This is a genomic window from Hyphomicrobium sp. NDB2Meth4 (assembly GCF_900117445.1).
Taxonomy (GTDB): Bacteria; Pseudomonadota; Alphaproteobacteria; order Rhizobiales; family Hyphomicrobiaceae; genus Hyphomicrobium_A.
This window is the reverse complement of the sequence record NZ_FPEJ01000003.1, coordinates 252479-266505: the sequence shown is the minus strand read 5'-3', so window position 1 is coordinate 266505 and position 14027 is coordinate 252479. Positions and strand designations below refer to the sequence as shown.

At 63.3% G+C, this 14027-nt stretch carries 15 protein-coding genes; 9 read left to right on the top strand and 6 right to left on the bottom strand.

Annotated elements, in window-relative coordinates; all coding sequences use genetic code 11:
- The first annotated feature begins 99 nt into the window (after window positions 1–99).
- The gene (locus NDB2M4_RS07435; RefSeq protein WP_072372567.1) at window positions 100–780 is read left to right on the top strand and encodes an outer membrane protein; all 681 of its coding nucleotides are present in this window, start codon (window positions 100–102) and stop codon (window positions 778–780) included.
- A 114-nt stretch (window positions 781–894) separates the two neighbouring features.
- On the opposite strand, the gene hemF is transcribed toward NDB2M4_RS07435, so the two are convergent.
- Entirely contained in the window at window positions 895–1818 is a 924-nt protein-coding gene (gene hemF / locus NDB2M4_RS07430; protein ID WP_072372564.1) for an oxygen-dependent coproporphyrinogen oxidase, read from the bottom strand.
- A gap of 180 nt (window positions 1819–1998) precedes the next feature.
- Between hemF and NDB2M4_RS07425 the strand changes: the two genes are divergently transcribed.
- The 5 genes from NDB2M4_RS07425 (at window position 1999) to NDB2M4_RS07405 (ending at window position 7809) form a co-directional block, all read left to right on the top strand.
- Window positions 1999–3864: an ABC transporter ATP-binding protein gene (locus NDB2M4_RS07425; protein ID WP_072373362.1), complete on the top strand. Its 1866-nt coding sequence runs from the start codon at window positions 1999–2001 to the stop codon at window positions 3862–3864.
- Between the two features lie 257 nt (window positions 3865–4121).
- Complete coding sequence (gene petA, locus NDB2M4_RS07420; RefSeq protein ID WP_072372561.1) at window positions 4122–4694, top strand: ubiquinol-cytochrome c reductase iron-sulfur subunit; 573 nt, start codon at window positions 4122–4124, stop codon at window positions 4692–4694.
- Window positions 4695–4711: 17 nt separating this feature from the next.
- Window positions 4712–5986 carry a cytochrome b gene (locus tag NDB2M4_RS07415; RefSeq protein WP_072372558.1) on the top strand — a complete coding sequence of 425 codons (1275 nt, stop codon included), beginning with the start codon at window positions 4712–4714 and terminating at the stop codon, window positions 5984–5986.
- Between the two features lie 12 nt (window positions 5987–5998).
- Window positions 5999–6880 (top strand): cytochrome c1, encoded by an 882-nt coding sequence (locus NDB2M4_RS07410; protein ID WP_072372555.1) that lies wholly within the window; start codon window positions 5999–6001, stop codon window positions 6878–6880.
- A gap of 53 nt (window positions 6881–6933) precedes the next feature.
- Window positions 6934–7809 carry an S-methyl-5'-thioadenosine phosphorylase gene (locus NDB2M4_RS07405; RefSeq protein WP_072373359.1) on the top strand — a complete coding sequence of 292 codons (876 nt, stop codon included), beginning with the start codon at window positions 6934–6936 and terminating at the stop codon, window positions 7807–7809.
- Window positions 7810–7815: 6 nt separating this feature from the next.
- Here NDB2M4_RS07405 and NDB2M4_RS07400 read toward each other — a convergent pair whose 3' ends face one another.
- Together NDB2M4_RS07400 and NDB2M4_RS07395 are read right to left on the bottom strand one after the other, a co-directional pair.
- Window positions 7816–8253, bottom strand: coding sequence for a GFA family protein (locus NDB2M4_RS07400; protein ID WP_072372552.1), 438 nt, complete (start codon window positions 8251–8253; stop codon window positions 7816–7818).
- Between the two features lie 14 nt (window positions 8254–8267).
- Complete coding sequence (locus NDB2M4_RS07395; RefSeq protein ID WP_072372549.1) at window positions 8268–9233, bottom strand: ketopantoate reductase family protein; 966 nt, start codon at window positions 9231–9233, stop codon at window positions 8268–8270.
- 158 nt (window positions 9234–9391) lie between these two features.
- On the opposite strand from NDB2M4_RS07395, the gene pip reads away from it, so the two are divergent.
- A complete protein-coding gene (gene pip / locus NDB2M4_RS07390; protein ID WP_072372546.1) occupies window positions 9392–10351 on the top strand; it encodes a prolyl aminopeptidase in 960 nt (319 codons plus the stop codon).
- Here pip and NDB2M4_RS07385 read toward each other — a convergent pair whose 3' ends face one another.
- Complete coding sequence (locus tag NDB2M4_RS07385) at window positions 10352–10576, bottom strand: hypothetical protein (protein WP_072372543.1); 225 nt, start codon at window positions 10574–10576, stop codon at window positions 10352–10354.
- Between the two features lie 75 nt (window positions 10577–10651).
- Between NDB2M4_RS07385 and NDB2M4_RS07380 the strand changes: the two genes are divergently transcribed.
- Window positions 10652–11467, top strand: a complete 816-nt coding sequence (locus NDB2M4_RS07380; RefSeq protein ID WP_072372540.1) for a c-type cytochrome — start codon at window positions 10652–10654, stop codon at window positions 11465–11467.
- Window positions 11468–11475: 8 nt separating this feature from the next.
- Here the strand turns inward: NDB2M4_RS07380 and NDB2M4_RS07375 are convergent, their stop codons facing one another.
- Together NDB2M4_RS07375 and NDB2M4_RS07370 are read right to left on the bottom strand one after the other, a co-directional pair.
- Complete coding sequence (locus NDB2M4_RS07375) at window positions 11476–12717, bottom strand: DMP19 family protein (protein WP_072372537.1); 1242 nt, start codon at window positions 12715–12717, stop codon at window positions 11476–11478.
- Window positions 12718–12735: 18 nt separating this feature from the next.
- Window positions 12736–13119, bottom strand: coding sequence for a hypothetical protein (locus NDB2M4_RS07370; RefSeq protein WP_244536083.1), 384 nt, complete (start codon window positions 13117–13119; stop codon window positions 12736–12738).
- Window positions 13120–13270: 151 nt separating this feature from the next.
- On the opposite strand from NDB2M4_RS07370, the gene NDB2M4_RS07365 reads away from it, so the two are divergent.
- Entirely contained in the window at window positions 13271–13801 is a 531-nt protein-coding gene (locus NDB2M4_RS07365) for an adenine phosphoribosyltransferase (protein ID WP_072372532.1), read from the top strand.
- The last annotated feature ends 226 nt before the right edge of the window (window positions 13802–14027 follow it).

Genomic DNA, 14027 nt, shown 5'->3' with positions numbered 1-14027 from the left:
TGCAAGTTGGCTGTGGTTTTTCCCGATGCGGTGCAGATTTGCATCGGACAGCGCGCTGGGGGCTGCGTTAGATTAACGGCAATCTTCAGGGGGACCGGCATGCTTGGCATTGTGGGTGGGCGTGATCGTTTCGTGTGCTTTTGCATTTGTGCAGCGGCGGCGATCAGTGGTGCTGCACCTCGGGCGGATGCCCAGGAATGGTTCCGCATCCCGAACTTTAGCTACGCGACGGATGCCGAGCTGGCGCCGATCGATCGTACCGGCTTCATTCTGTCTCCCGATTTTTCCTTCAGCGAAGAGCTGAAGCTCGGCGGATCTGGAGGCGGCTTGCTGAGCGATCCCTCCGGGTTCGCGATCGGCGTCAAGGCTGGTTACGACTATCAGGTGGGGGGCATCCTCATCGGTGGCATCACGGACGCGTTCTATTCGTGGGCCGATGGTGGCGGGTACGGTTTCAAGTCCGACCTCAACTATTACGGGACGATCCGCGGCCGTCTCGGCGTCTCCCTGGGACGTTTCCTGCCTTACGCCACAGCAGGTTATGCCTATGGCGGCATGGAAGTGACGGACGTAGCGACCGGAGCCTCGGACAGCAAGACGCTGAGCGGCTGGACCTACGGTGGCGGCCTCGAGTTTGTCTGGAACAACGACATCACGCTGCACGGCGGCTATCGCCGGATCGACTTCGACGACGTGACGTTCTCGACGCTGCCCGCTGGCAACGACACGCTGTCGCCTGCGATCGATGTGTTCGACTTCGGGTTCGTGCGCCGCTTCTAAAAAAATTGAGCGTATAAGCTTGCGACGACGGGGGCGGCTGCTCGCGCGATGACGCGCGCGTCTCGCCTCACCCAAAGCCCGCTCCCCATGAAGGATGGGGAGGGGCGGTCTCGCTCAGGGCCACTTCACGATGGGGGGCATCGACGACAGGATGGAGTCGACGTTGCCACCCGTCTTCAGGCCGAACACGGTGCCGCGGTCGTAGAGCAGGTTGAACTCCACGTAGCGGCCGCGGCGCACGAGCTGCTCTTCGCGGTCGGCCTCGGTCCAGGGCATTCGGTAGTTGCCGCGCACCAGCATCGGGTAAACGCGCTGGAAGGCGCGGCCGACATCCTGGGTGAAGGCGAATGCCGCATCCCAGCCGCCTTCCTCCGGCGTTGGCGTCAGGTAGTCGTAGAAGATGCCGCCGACGCCGCGCATTTCCTTGCGATGCGGCAAGTAGAAATATTCATCGCACCACGCGCGATAACGTTGGTAGTCGGCGATGGGGTGGCCCGCGCAGGCGCCATACATGGCGGCGTGGAAGGCGAGCGTGTCGGCGTCGCTTTCGGTGCGACGGCGATCGAGGACGGGTGTCAGATCGGCGCCGCCGCCGAACCACCATTTCGCGGTGACGACCATGCGCGTGTTCATGTGCACGGCGGGGACGTTCGGGTTCTGCGGATGGGCAATGAGGGAAATGCCCGAAGCCCAGAACTGCGGGTGCTCTTCGGCGCCGGGGATCTGCTTGCGGAATTCGGGGGCGAACTCGCCGAAGACGGTGGACGTATGAACGCCGACCTTCTCGAACACGCGGCCGTGCATCAAGCTCATGGTGCCGCCGCCGCCGGGCGCGCCGGTGTGATCGGAGCGCTGCCAGGGCGTGCGCACGAAGCGGCCGGGGTCGCGATCTGAAAAGGCAGTGCCGTCGGGAAGGTCGTCCTCGATTTTCTCGAAGGCGGCGCAGATGCCATCGCGCAGCTCCTCGAACCAGGCTCTGGCCTTTTCCTTGCGGTCGTTCAAGTCGCCGGCGCTGTCAGATGCCGCAAGATCGGCCATTCCTTACCCCTTGATCCCTTTTGTTGGCGCAATTCCCCCTATATATCCGGTGCAACGCTGTCTAGGGGCGCACCTCGGGAACCCGCTCCAAGACCAGAGATACCGAACATTTTGCGCTTTGCGGGGCTCGTGCGAGCCTCCGTGCGCATCATCGTCGGCCCATGCGGCCTGGAGCCAATCATGATCGCCAGCCTATTCCGCCGGCTCGAAACGCATGTTGAAGCCTTCCCGGCTGTTCAGCCGGCGATGCCGCCTGCCTCGTTCTGGGGGTTCATCGCGCATTACACGCGCCCGTTCTGGCCGCTGATCGCAGTTTCGGCCGTGCTGTCGGCGACGATTGCGCTGATAGAGGTGTCGCTGTTCGGCTTCCTGGGCAGTCTCGTCGACTGGCTGCAGAAGGCGGATCGCGCCACGTTCTGGTCGACGCACGGGCTGTTCCTGCTGGCAATGGCGGGCGTCGTGCTGCTGGTGCTGCCGAGCCTGAAGTTCTTCTACGAAGCCATTATCCATCAGGGGCTGCTGGCCAGCTTCACCATGCGCACGCGCTGGCAGGCGCACCGCTACGTGCTGCGGCAGTCGATGGACTTCTTCAATAATGACTTCGCCGGACGCGTGGCCACGAAAGTTATGCAGACGGCTATGTCGGTGCGCGAGGTGGTCATGAAGATCACCGAGGTGCTCCTTTACGTGTCGATCTATTTTACCGGTGCGGTGCTGCTGTTCGCGGCAACCGACATGCGTTTGTCGGCGCCGCTGGTGCTGTGGCTCGGCGGCTATCTAGTGGCGATGCGCTACTTCATTCCGCGCCTCGGCAAGATCTCGCATGTGCAGTCCGATGCCCGCTCGGTGATGACGGGGCGCGTGGTCGACAGCTACACGAACATCGCAACAGTGAAGATGTTTGCGCATGCGGAGCGCGAGGACAGCTATGCGCAGGATAGCATGCAGAGCTTCCTCGACATCACGCAGCAGCAGTTGCGCCTGGTGACCCTGCTGACGGTGGCGCTCAACTGCCTCAACGCGGCGCTGCTGTTCTCGGTGGCGGGGACGTCGCTGTGGCTGTGGTCGATCGATGCCGTTTCCACCGGCGCAATCGCGCTGTCGGTGGGCCTTGTGCTGCGCCTGCAGGGCATGTCGCACTGGATCATGTGGGAGACGGCCGGCCTGTTCGAAAACATCGGTGTCGTTCATGACGGGCTGGAGACGATCGCGCGCGGACGGAGCGTCGTCGATGCACCCGATGCAAAGCCGCTCAAGGTGACGAAGGGCGAGATCGTCTTCGATCATGTGAACTTCAACTACAACCGCGAGGCGGGTTCCGAGCGCGGCAGCGTGATCAGTGATCTGTCGCTGCGCGTGGCACCGGGTGAGAAGGTGGGGCTGGTCGGCCGGTCAGGCGCGGGCAAGTCGACGCTGGTCAATCTGCTGCTGCGGTTCTACGACCTCGATGGTGGGCGCGTTCTGATCGATGATCAGGATATCTCGCACGTCACTCAGGACAGTCTGCGCGCGCAGATCGGCATGGTCACACAGGATACCTCGCTGCTGCATCGGTCGGTGATGGAGAACATCCTTTACGGTCGCCCCGACGCTGTGGATGGCGATGCGGTGATCGCGGCGCAAAAAGCCGCCGCTCATGACTTCATCGTCGGGCTCGAGGACCTCAAGGGCCGCAAAGGCTATGACGCGCACGTGGGCGAGCGAGGCGTGAAACTGTCCGGCGGGCAGCGCCAGCGCGTTGCGATCGCGCGCGTGCTTTTGAAGGATGCGCCGATCTTGGTTCTCGATGAGGCGACCAGCGCGCTCGACTCCGAAGTGGAAGCGGCGATCCAGGAGCAACTCACCAACCTCATGAAAGGCAAGACGGTTATCGCGATTGCGCATCGCCTTTCGACGATCGCAGCGATGGATCGTCTGGTGATCATGGATGGCGGACGCATTATCGAGCAGGGCTCACATGCCGACCTCATGCGGCGTGGCGGCCTTTACGCCGAGCTGTGGGCGCGCCAGTCGGGAGGGTTCCTGGCGCAAGACGCTGCTGAGTGATGTTAATCAGTGTTTGGACGGCTATGCGCCAAATTGCCTACGGGTTTCTACGCGTCCGGGGTTGAGCAGCTTTTAGAACGATGTCAATAAACCGCATGGCAAAGCGCCTGGTTCTGTAGCCCTATCGCGCTGCAGCGCCCGGGCTCGATGGTCTACAGCCCACCTGAGCCGGACGTCACTCCCTGCCGGCACAAGCCGACGGATAATAAAAGTCAAAACGCGGCTCGACCGAGCCAGCGATCTAAGCGGAGGCACCCGTGGCAGTTGACGCCGAAGAACCGGACCGGAGGGATTTCCTGGTCCTGGCGGCAGGGGCATTCGTAGCCGTGGGCGGCGCGATGACACTGTGGCCCTTCATTCAACAGATGAACCCTGACGCAGGCGCGCAGGCCTTGGCCTCGATCGAGGTCGAGCTGTCACCGGTGAAAGAAGGTCAGGCGATCACCGTGCTGTGGCGCGGCAAGCCGGTCTTCATTCGTCACCGCACGCCTGAAGAGATCAAGGCGGCGGTTGCGGTTCCGATGGATCAGCTTGTCGATCCGCTGGCGCGCAACGATGCGCTGCCTGAGGACACGCCGGCGACGGACCCCAACCGCACCAAGGATGGCCACGAGAACTGGCTGATCATGGTCGGTATCTGCACGCATCTCGGTTGCATCCCGAAGGGACAGACGCTGGGCGATTCGCGTGGTGACTTCGGCGGCTGGTTCTGCCCTTGCCACGGCTCGCACTACGATACGGCGGGTCGCATCCGGAAGGGTCCGGCTCCGCGAAATCTCGAAGTGCCGGTCTATAATTTCGTATCCGACACCAAAATCAAAATCGGCTGACGGGCGGGCGGAACTCCATGTCTGGGCTACCTCACGAATCGACTTACGAGCCGACGACAGCAGTCGGAAAATGGCTGGATGCTCGCCTGCCTATATTCCGAATGCTCCACGCGCAGGCGGTGGATTTCCCCACTCCGCGCAACCTCAACTACTGGTGGACGTTCGGCGGCATCCTGACGTTCATGCTGGTGGCGCAGATCGTCACCGGCGTGGTGCTGGCGATGCACTATCAGCCGAGCGCGGAAGCCGCGTTCGACTCGATCGAAGCCATCCGCCGCGACGTGAACTTCGGCTGGCTGCTGCGCAACCTGCACGCGGTCGGCGCCTCGATGTTCTTCCTTGCCGCTTATGTGCACATCTTCCGCGGCCTCTATTACGGCTCCTACAAGGCGCCGCGTGAGGTGCTGTGGATCCTGGGCGTGCTGATCTTCCTCGTTATGATGGCGACCGCCTTCATGGGCTACTCGCTGCCTTGGGGCCAGATGAGCCTTTGGGGCGTGACCGTCATCACCAACCTCTTCTCGTCGCTGGACAGCATCTGGAAGGGGCTCGGAACGACCATCGTCGAATGGCTGTGGGGCGGTTTTTCGGTTTCGGGCGTGACGCTCAACCGCTTCTACGCGCTGCATTATCTTCTGCCGTTCGTGCTTGCCGCCGTCGTCGGTCTGCACCTGTGGGCGCTGCACGTCGTCGGGCAGAACAGCCCGACGGGTCTCGATATCAAGACGTCCTCGGACGCCGTGCCGTTCACGCCGTATGCGACGTCGAAGGATGCGGCGGGCCTGTTCGCCTTCCTCTTGCTGTTCTGCTGGTTCGCATTCTTCCTGCCGGACTATCTGGGACACGCCGACAACTATACGCCGGCCAACCCGATGGTGACGCCTCCGCACATCGTGCCGGAGTGGTACTTCCTGCCGTTCTACGCGATCCTGCGCGCCATTCCTTCGAAGCTCGGCGGCGTTATCGCGATGTTCTCGGCGATCGCTGTGCTGCTGTTCGTGCCCTGGCTCGACACCAGCCGTGTGCGCTCGACCAAGTACCGCCCGGTCTATCGCTGGTTCTTCTGGCTGTTCGCCTTCACCTGCCTGGCGCTGGGCTGGCTCGGCTCGAAGCCTGCTGAAGCTGAATATGTGTTCTGGGCGCGGGTGTTCACGTTCTACTACTTCGCGCACTTCCTGATCGTGATGCCGCTCGTCGGCTGGTTCGAGACGCCGCTTAAGGTTCCAGGGTCGATAACCGAGGCGGTGCTCGCAAAAAATAAAGGCGCGAAGCTTGCGCCGGCCAAGAGCTGACGGGGGGCTCTCATGAAACTCGTGCAGCCAAGATGGCGCATCGCGGCACTGGCCCTCGTGGGTGCTCTGCCGCTCCTCGGCGGGGCCGCGCAGGCCGAATCTGGTCACGGCGCCGCTATCGAGCGCCAGGACTGGACGTTCGGCGGCTTCACCGGTCAGTACGATCAGGCGCAACTGCAGCGCGGCTTCCAGGTGTTCCAGCAGGTCTGCTCGGCCTGTCACAGCCTGAAGCGCGTGAAGTTCCGCAATCTCGTGCAGCCGGGCGGCCCGCAGTTCCCCGAAGAATCGGTGAAGGCGCTGGCGAAGGCCTGGCCGTATCAGATCTCGGGCGAGCTGGACGATCAGGGTAACCCGATCGATCGCCTGCCCGGACTGCCGGACCCGATCATCGGGCCCTACAAGAATGACGTGCAGGCGCGCGCGGCGCAGAATGGCGCGCTGCCGCCGGACCTGTCGCTGATCGTCAAGGCGCGCAGCGCCGAGCAGCCGTCGGCCTGGTACAACCAGTGGCTCCTGATGCTGCGCGATATCGCCATCGGCTACCAGGAGGGCGGCGCGGACTATCTCTACGCCCTTCTGACCGGGTATCACGAGCCGCCGGCCGATATGCACATGCAGGATGGCATGAACTATAACGTGGCCTTCCCGGGTCATCAGCTGGCGATGCCGCCGCCGTTGTCGAAGGATGCCTTCGTCGACTATCAGCCTGAATCGGGCGTCAAAGGCTCGCTCGATCAGAATGCGCGCGACGTGACGGCCTTCCTCGCATGGGCGTCCGATCCGACGCTCGACGGGCGTAAGCGGCTCGGCTGGCAGGTGATGCTATATCTTCTAATCACCACGGTGCTGCTGTTCCTGGTTAAGAAGAAGATCTGGTCGCGCGTGGAGCACTAAGCGGCCAGCATTGAGGGGCCCAAGGTGCCGGGCCTGAACGATTGGGGGAAGCCGTGGTCAAATCCGTCCTTGGAATCATCGGCGGGAGCGGCTTCTACAACCTGCCCGGCATCCAAAACCCGCATTGGGAGAAGGTCTCCAGTCCGTGGGGCGAGCCCTCGGACGAGATTCTATTCGCGGAAATCGACGGCCTGCCGTTCCGCTTTCTGCCGCGCCATGGCCGCGGCCATCGCATCTCGCCGACGCATATCAACTTTCGCGCCAATATCGATGCGCTGAAGCGGGCGGGTGTGACCGACCTCGTGTCGATCTCAGCGTGCGGATCGTTGAAGGACCAGTACGCGCCGGGCCATTTCGTGCTGGTCGATCAGTTCATCGACCGCACGTTTGCGCGCGAGAAGAGCTTTTTCGGCGAGGGCTGCGTTGCGCACGTATCGATGGCGCACCCGGTGAGCCCGCTGCTGGTGGATACGGTCGAGCAGGCGGCGAAGGCGGAGAATATCGACTTCACGAAGGGCGGGACCTACCTCGTGATGGAAGGCCCGCAGTTCTCGACGCGGGCGGAATCGTTCCTCTATCGCAGCTGGGGTTGCGACGTGATCGGTATGACCAACATGCCGGAGGCGAAGCTCGCGCGTGAAGCTGAGATTTGCTACGCGACGGTCGCGATGGTGACGGACTACGACTGCTGGCACGAGGAAGTGGCGCATGTCGATGTTGCGGCGGTGATCGCGGTGATGAAGGACAACACCGAGAAAGCGCAGCGCCTCGTGCACAAGCTCGCGGAGATTTTCCCGCGCGAGCACCAGCGGTGCCCGATCGGCTCGGACAGCTGCCTCGACGTGGCGATCATTACTTCGCCCGAGGCGCGCGATGCGGCTCTGATGGCGAAGCTCGATGCCGTCGCCGGCCGGGTTCTGAAGGCCTAGCTCGACCTACGTGCCCGGTGCCCGGGGCACGGGCGGCGATGTCTCGAAGTTCGGGACGTCGGGCGTGGTGATGTCCCAGTGCGGACGGCTGCGCGTATAGAGCACCATTTGCGGCGTGAACCACTCGCTGTCGTCCAGCATGCCGACGTGGACGATAACCATGCCCGGGCGGCCAGTGTGCGCGCCGTAGATGCGTCCACCACACTGCGGGCAAAAGAAACGCGTGTAGTCGTTGCCGCTGTCGGTCGTCACCGTGAACTGGTTCAGCTCGCCGGTGATGGCGACATCCGATGCATTGAAGATTGCGTTGGAGACGTGTCCGGTGCCCGAGCTGCGCTGGCAATCGCGGCAGTGGCACTGGGCCATGCGCACCGGCGTGCCCTTGATGGCAATGGTGACAGCGCCGCAAAGGCAGCGGCCGCTTGCTTCGATCTCAGCGGACATCTGAGCTTCCCCTCTCATTGCGGTGGCTGTTCTTTGGCCGATGATGCAACAGTGTTGGGATGCGAGTCCAAGTTTCGTTCGTATGCTTCGACGTGTGCGGCGGCGACATGAAGCATCGGTGTCGACAGGCCGTGGCGCCGCGCCCGGGACAGCATGTCACCAAGAATGTGGGCGCCCTCGGTGTGGCGTCCGGCTTGGATGTCGCGCAGCATCGACGACGTGAGCGGAGAGTGTTCCTCAGTCAGCAGCGACCGGTATTCGTCCATCAGTTGCGCGGGTGGGGTGAAACCCTCGGCCGCGGCAACCGAGCGGGTCTCTTCCAGCAACTGCAGGATTAAATCGCGGGCGCCGGCCGCTACAATGGTGCCGATGCTTGCGCGCATGAGCGAGGTGATGCCGGCGAAGGCTGCCAGGAACACGAACTTGTTCCACATGTCCTGGCGGATCTCGTGGGTGGCGTAAGCCTCGGTGCCCGCTGTCTTCAGGCGTTCGACCAGCTCAGTTGCGACCGGGTCCGCTGCCTTGTCGACCGGGCCGACGATGACGGTCATGAATGGGGAAAGGTGCGCGATGACGCCGTCCGGGCGCAGATCGGTTGCGCCGTGGACGATACCGCCGACAAGGGGCGTCTGCGGAAATCGCGCCGCAATCGTGTCGAGGTGCCGGATGCCATTGAGGACAGGCAACAACCGGGTCTGAGGGCCGAGCAACGGCGCGACTGCATCCAATGCTGCGTCAAGTGCCGGCTCCTTACATGCGAGAATGATGGCGTCGGGCCGAAGCTGGGTGGAGGCTCCCGCGAGCAAGGTCTGAACGGGCGCGCAGAAATCGCCGAGGACGCTCTGCAAGACGAGGCCGTCTGAGCGGAGTTGGGCGGCGCGCAGCTCGCGAACGATAAAGGCGACGTCGGCGCCTCCCTCGATCAGACGGGCTCCGAGATAGCCGCCGACACCACCGGCGCCCAGGATCGCGATCTGCATGTGATTTCCGGCTCCGCGGGGTTTGTTCTCGTCGTGGGCCGACAAGTGGCGTCCAGTAAGGATCGCCACAGCGAAGCTTAACCCATTCGCTGCGCCCTTGGATCAAGAGATGATGATTGGGGCTTGCGCGGCGGGGCGGGGAGCGGCACACACGCGCCATGCCTGATAGCGCACCAAGCTCTGACCCCTTGCGCCCGTTCGATGCACGCATGCTTTGCGTCGGTGACGGGCATTGGCTGTATGTCGAGGAGGTGGGCCGGCGCGGCGGTGTTCCGGCGATTTTCCTGCATGGAGGGCCGGGGAGCGGCTCGCAGCACATCCATCGCAGGCTGTTCGACCCGGCGCGCTTTCACGCGTTTCTGTTCGATCAGCGCGGGGCGGGGCGAAGCCATCCGCATCTGTCGCTCAACGAGAACACGACGCAAAAGCAGGTTGCCGATATCGAGGCGATCCGGGAGCATTTCGGCATCGATCGCTGGCTCGTGGTTGGCGGCTCGTGGGGCTCGACGCTGGCGGTCGCTTATGCGGAGGCGCATCCGGAGCGCGTGAGAGGTCTGGCGCTGCGCGCGATTTTTCTTGGGACGCGGCGCGAAGTCGAATGGGCCTTTATCGAAGGCCCGAAGCTATTTCGGCCTGAACTTTATGACGCGTTCGTCGCTGCGTTGCCGGAGGATGATCGGTCCGACCCGCTGGCTGCCTATCTGCGTCGGCTCGCCGATCCCGATCCCGCAGTGCATTTTCCAGCCGCACGCGCTTGGGCCTCATACGAGCGGGTGCTTTCGGAGCTTTCACCCGCCGATGCGCATGTCGCGGTTGGAGAGGGAACTGGCGGGCGACTGCCGCCAACTCCGATCATCGAGGGGCACTACATTCGTAGCAATTTCTTCCTCGAAGACGATCAGTTGCTGCGCGAGGCGCACAAGCTGCGCGGGATACCGGGCGTGATCGTGCAGGGGCGCTATGACCTGCTGTGTCCGCCCAAGACGGCGTATGATCTCGCGGAAGCTTGGGGCAACTGCCGGCTGCAGATCGTCGACAAGGCGGGCCATGCCATTACCGAGCCCGGCGTGATGGATGCGCTGACTGCGGCGGTGACAGAGCTTGGCGTGTGCGCGTAGCTATCCTTTGGCTGCGAGCGTCTTCATCGCCTCTTCGCGGCGGCGCTGATATTCGCGCTCCATCGTGTCGATGTGGCGATAGACGTTTTCCAGTTCCTCGCGGCGTTCTTCGCTCTGGGCCTCCTCGAGCCACTGGGCAAACTCCTCGCGCAAGGTGAAGAGGACGTCCAACGCCCCGTCGAGGGCGCAGAGTTGCGCTTCGGGGGTGTCGCGATTGCCGGACATGCGAAAGCTCCTTTGCTTGCCGGTATGCCCTAACGCTACAGTGCCGGCGTGGCCGGATCAAACTTCAGGTGGCTGATGCTCAAGGCATTGCTCTTCTTGGCGGTGGCGCTGCTTGCAGCTTTTCCGGCATGCGCGGGCGAAGCGCTGTCGGTGACGTTCGGCGATGACACGCGCAGCCTTACGGCCGAGGAGTTGCTGAAGCGTCCCGATGCCGCGACGATCGAAATCGCGGATGACGTATCGTATCACAAGGCGATGCGTTATCGGGCGGTGCCGCTGGTGGCGTTGATCGGGAAGGAAGCTGCAGAGCGTTTCGAAACGCTGGAGGTTCGGGCGGCGGACGGCTTTGTCTCGCAGATCCCGATGCAGCTCGTTGCCGGAGCGGCGCAGGGCGGCAGCGTCGCGTGGGTTGCGATCGAGCCGCCGGGCGAGCCATGGCCGCCGCTGCCGGGGAAGGACGCCTCAGCTGGTCCATTCTACGTGGTGTGGCAGAACCCAGAGCGCAGCAAGGTCGGCACTGAGCTATGGCCGTACCAGACAGTTGCGATTTCCGGCATGCAATCGCCGGCGCAGCGGTGGCCGCAGATCGCGGTGGATGATGGATTGGCTGCGGATGCGCCGGCGAGGCGTGGGCAGGCGGTGTTCGTGACGCAATGCATGCCTTGCCATCGCATGAAGGGCGGCGGCGCAGCAGACATCGGTCCCGATCTCGGCGCGCCGATGAACCCGACGCAGTATCTGACCCCGCAAGGGTTGCGCGCGCTGATCCGCAATCCGAAATCGGTGCGCACGTGGCCGCAGCAGCAGATGCCTGGGTTCACTGAGAAGGCGCTATCCGACAGCGACCTCGATGCGGTGATCGCTTACCTCGGGCACATGGCGGCGCACTGACTGGAGTGTCAGCACGGCAGAAGCCCCTTATTGCGCGCGTAGACCGCCATGGCCGGCCAGATGCCCGGTCCGCCTTCGACGGCTGCGCCGTTGTTCAACTGAACGACAGTCATGCCACCGTCGAGCCCATAGAAGGCATCGGTGAGGGCTTCGAGCTGCTTATCCCAATCGTTCCATTCGGGCCGGTCGAAGAAGCGTGCCTGACGCCGCTGGGTATCTCGCTCATAGCGGGAGCCGAACAGGTCGAGGCCGCGCTTGAATATGGCCGCCTGGCGATCAAGGCCGAGTTCGATGAAGGCGTCATAGACCTCAGGGGCGAAGGCGCCACTCGAGTTTAGGAAGAACTGATGCACACCGCCGTTTCCGAACTCGGCGTTGAATACGTGCATGGCCAGCAGGGTGCGCTGCTCTTTGGGGAGGTTCGCGAGGTTGCGCGCGAGCTGGCGCTCGTCGTCGATCCAGGCTGCGGCGCGCTGCAGGAGTGCGCGGTTGAGGTAGCGCAGGCGTGCGATCTCGCCGAGGTGGGCGCGTTCGGCCTCAATGCGTGAGAAGAGAGTGGGCGTGCGCTCGACATAGGCGGCGATGGTCTTGCCGAACTGATCGCGCGAGCCGAATTCAACGGAGATCTGCAGCATCTTCTTGTCGAATTCGTTCATCGGCGTGTCGAGGGATGAATAGGCGTAGCGCTTGGCGCGCGCGCTCTCCGCGAGCGGGTAGTCAGGGCCAAAAAGGGCCATGGCTTGCGAGAACAGGTCGTAGTGGTGCTGCAACCCCGCTTGTTTCAATGCATCGCGAATGTTCGGCGCGAAAGAGCCCATGCGCATAAAGAAAAACGTGTGCAGACCGTCGCGCCCGAGGCTGTCGCGAAGCACATCGAGCATCACCAGCGTGCGCATTTCGGGCTCGAGGGCGTCGAGCGAAGCGACGAATGCTGCGGGAGGATCTATCGCGGCGCGCACCGTCACGCCGCCGATTGCCTCGGAGATGAGGTCTTCGAAGGCGACGTGATGCAGGTCAGCGTCGGTGTCATTGAAGGTTTCGGATGGCGTGGGGCGGACCCGGCAGCCGTTGTCCTGCACATCGCGCGAGGCGGACGGTATGGGGACGCGCACGTCGAGCGGGTTGTCCGTCTTCGTTTCGGCCGCGTGCGGTGAGGCGTCGGTCGCGTCGCGGGCAATGGAGCCCTCGCTCGCCGCGAGCACGACAACGCCCGCGGCGGCAATGATGGCTGCGAACGAAGAGATGCGCATGTTCGCCGCGCCGTAGCCTCAGGCCGGCTTTGGGAAGTTGATGAGGATTTCCATGTGCACCAACTCGGGGAAGTAGGCCTTGAGCAGGGCGCCGGCGACCCAGAGAATAGCGCCGAGAAGCATCAGGGCGGGAATAGCGGCGAGCACGGCCTTGATCGAGAAGGCCATGAGGTGGGTGAAAGGTACCTCGAAGCGCGTGACGGCCGTTCCGGCCGGGGCTTCGGTGGGGTACGCGTGTTCCTGAATGTCGGCCCCGCCGAAGTCGTGGGTGAGGGTGGCGGCGCGCGCTTTGGCTTCTTTTTGCCGGGCTGCGCGCTCGCGCGCCTCTCGTTCGCGCCTCAGAGTTCGGGGGAGATCGTCCAGTCCCTCATCTGCCGTGAGGGGGAAATCAACGCTGGCCACGGGAAATGCCTCCAACATGTGTCACGCAATTCTCACGTGCTGGCGCGAGAAAGGCGTCTAAGCAATGCAGTGATCGGGCGGCGGTAAAACGCCTACCGTCTTGAGATCGATATTGCTATTTTGCGCCCGCAATTTGGCGGGAGGGCTTCACTTGATCGACTTGCGGCACCTTGTACGTACGATTCCGGATTACCCGAAGCCTGGGATTCTGTTCCGGGACGTAACGACGCTGATGGGCAACGCCGAAGGGTTCAAGGCCTCGGTGGAAGCGATGGCAGCGCCCTATCTCGACGATAAGATCGACGCGGTGGCGGGGATCGAGGCGCGCGGGTTCATCCTGGGGGGCGCGGTTGCCGATCGGCTGTCGTGCGGCTTCATTCCCATTCGCAAGAAGGGCAAGCTGCCGTGGAAGACGATCGGGCAGCAGTACACGCTGGAATATGGCGTCGACATCATCGAGATTCACGCCGATGCCATCAAGCCGGGTGAGCGCATCCTGATCGTCGACGATCTGATCGCGACCGGCGGCACGGCGGAAGCTGCCGCGAAGTTGATCAGCCGCACGGGCGGACTGGTGGCGGGTGCTGCGTTTCTCGTCGATCTGCCGGATCTGGGCGGTCTCGACCTGTTGCGTAGCCATGGTGTGCGCACGCATGCGCTGATGGCGTTCGAAGGGCACTAATAGGCGTGAGCGGAAAGCCTCTTCCTCCAGATCTAGTTCGTGAGGCGTTGGCGCGCGTGGCAGATTGGCGGCTGTCGCCGCGGGAGCCTGTGGCGTGCCCGGTCTGCGAAGCGGACGGCCTTGTCATCGAGGATCGCTCCACGCGCCCTTATGCCGAATGGTATGTGATTTCATGCCCGTCGTGCGGGCTCGGCCATACCATTCACATTCCCATGTCTCCGATCAT

What these genes read in the sequence shown, in the direction of transcription:
- NDB2M4_RS07425 (WP_072373362.1), top strand. Translation starts at nt 1,999, where the DNA reads ATGATCGCCAGCCTATTCCGCCGGCTCGAAACGCATGTTGAAGCCTTC.
- pip (WP_072372546.1), top strand. Translation starts at nt 9,392, where the DNA reads ATGCCTGATAGCGCACCAAGCTCTGACCCCTTGCGCCCGTTCGATGCA.
- NDB2M4_RS07380 (WP_072372540.1), top strand. Translation starts at nt 10,652, where the DNA reads ATGCTCAAGGCATTGCTCTTCTTGGCGGTGGCGCTGCTTGCAGCTTTT.
- NDB2M4_RS07415 (WP_072372558.1), top strand. Translation starts at nt 4,712, where the DNA reads ATGTCTGGGCTACCTCACGAATCGACTTACGAGCCGACGACAGCAGTC.
- NDB2M4_RS07395 (WP_072372549.1), bottom strand. Translation starts at nt 9,233, where the DNA reads ATGCAGATCGCGATCCTGGGCGCCGGTGGTGTCGGCGGCTATCTCGGA.
- NDB2M4_RS07385 (WP_072372543.1), bottom strand. Translation starts at nt 10,576, where the DNA reads ATGTCCGGCAATCGCGACACCCCCGAAGCGCAACTCTGCGCCCTCGAC.
- hemF (WP_072372564.1), bottom strand. Translation starts at nt 1,818, where the DNA reads ATGGCCGATCTTGCGGCATCTGACAGCGCCGGCGACTTGAACGACCGC.
- NDB2M4_RS07435 (WP_072372567.1), top strand. Translation starts at nt 100, where the DNA reads ATGCTTGGCATTGTGGGTGGGCGTGATCGTTTCGTGTGCTTTTGCATT.
- NDB2M4_RS07400 (WP_072372552.1), bottom strand. Translation starts at nt 8,253, where the DNA reads ATGTCCGCTGAGATCGAAGCAAGCGGCCGCTGCCTTTGCGGCGCTGTC.
- NDB2M4_RS07410 (WP_072372555.1), top strand. Translation starts at nt 5,999, where the DNA reads ATGAAACTCGTGCAGCCAAGATGGCGCATCGCGGCACTGGCCCTCGTG.
- NDB2M4_RS07375 (WP_072372537.1), bottom strand. Translation starts at nt 12,717, where the DNA reads ATGCGCATCTCTTCGTTCGCAGCCATCATTGCCGCCGCGGGCGTTGTC.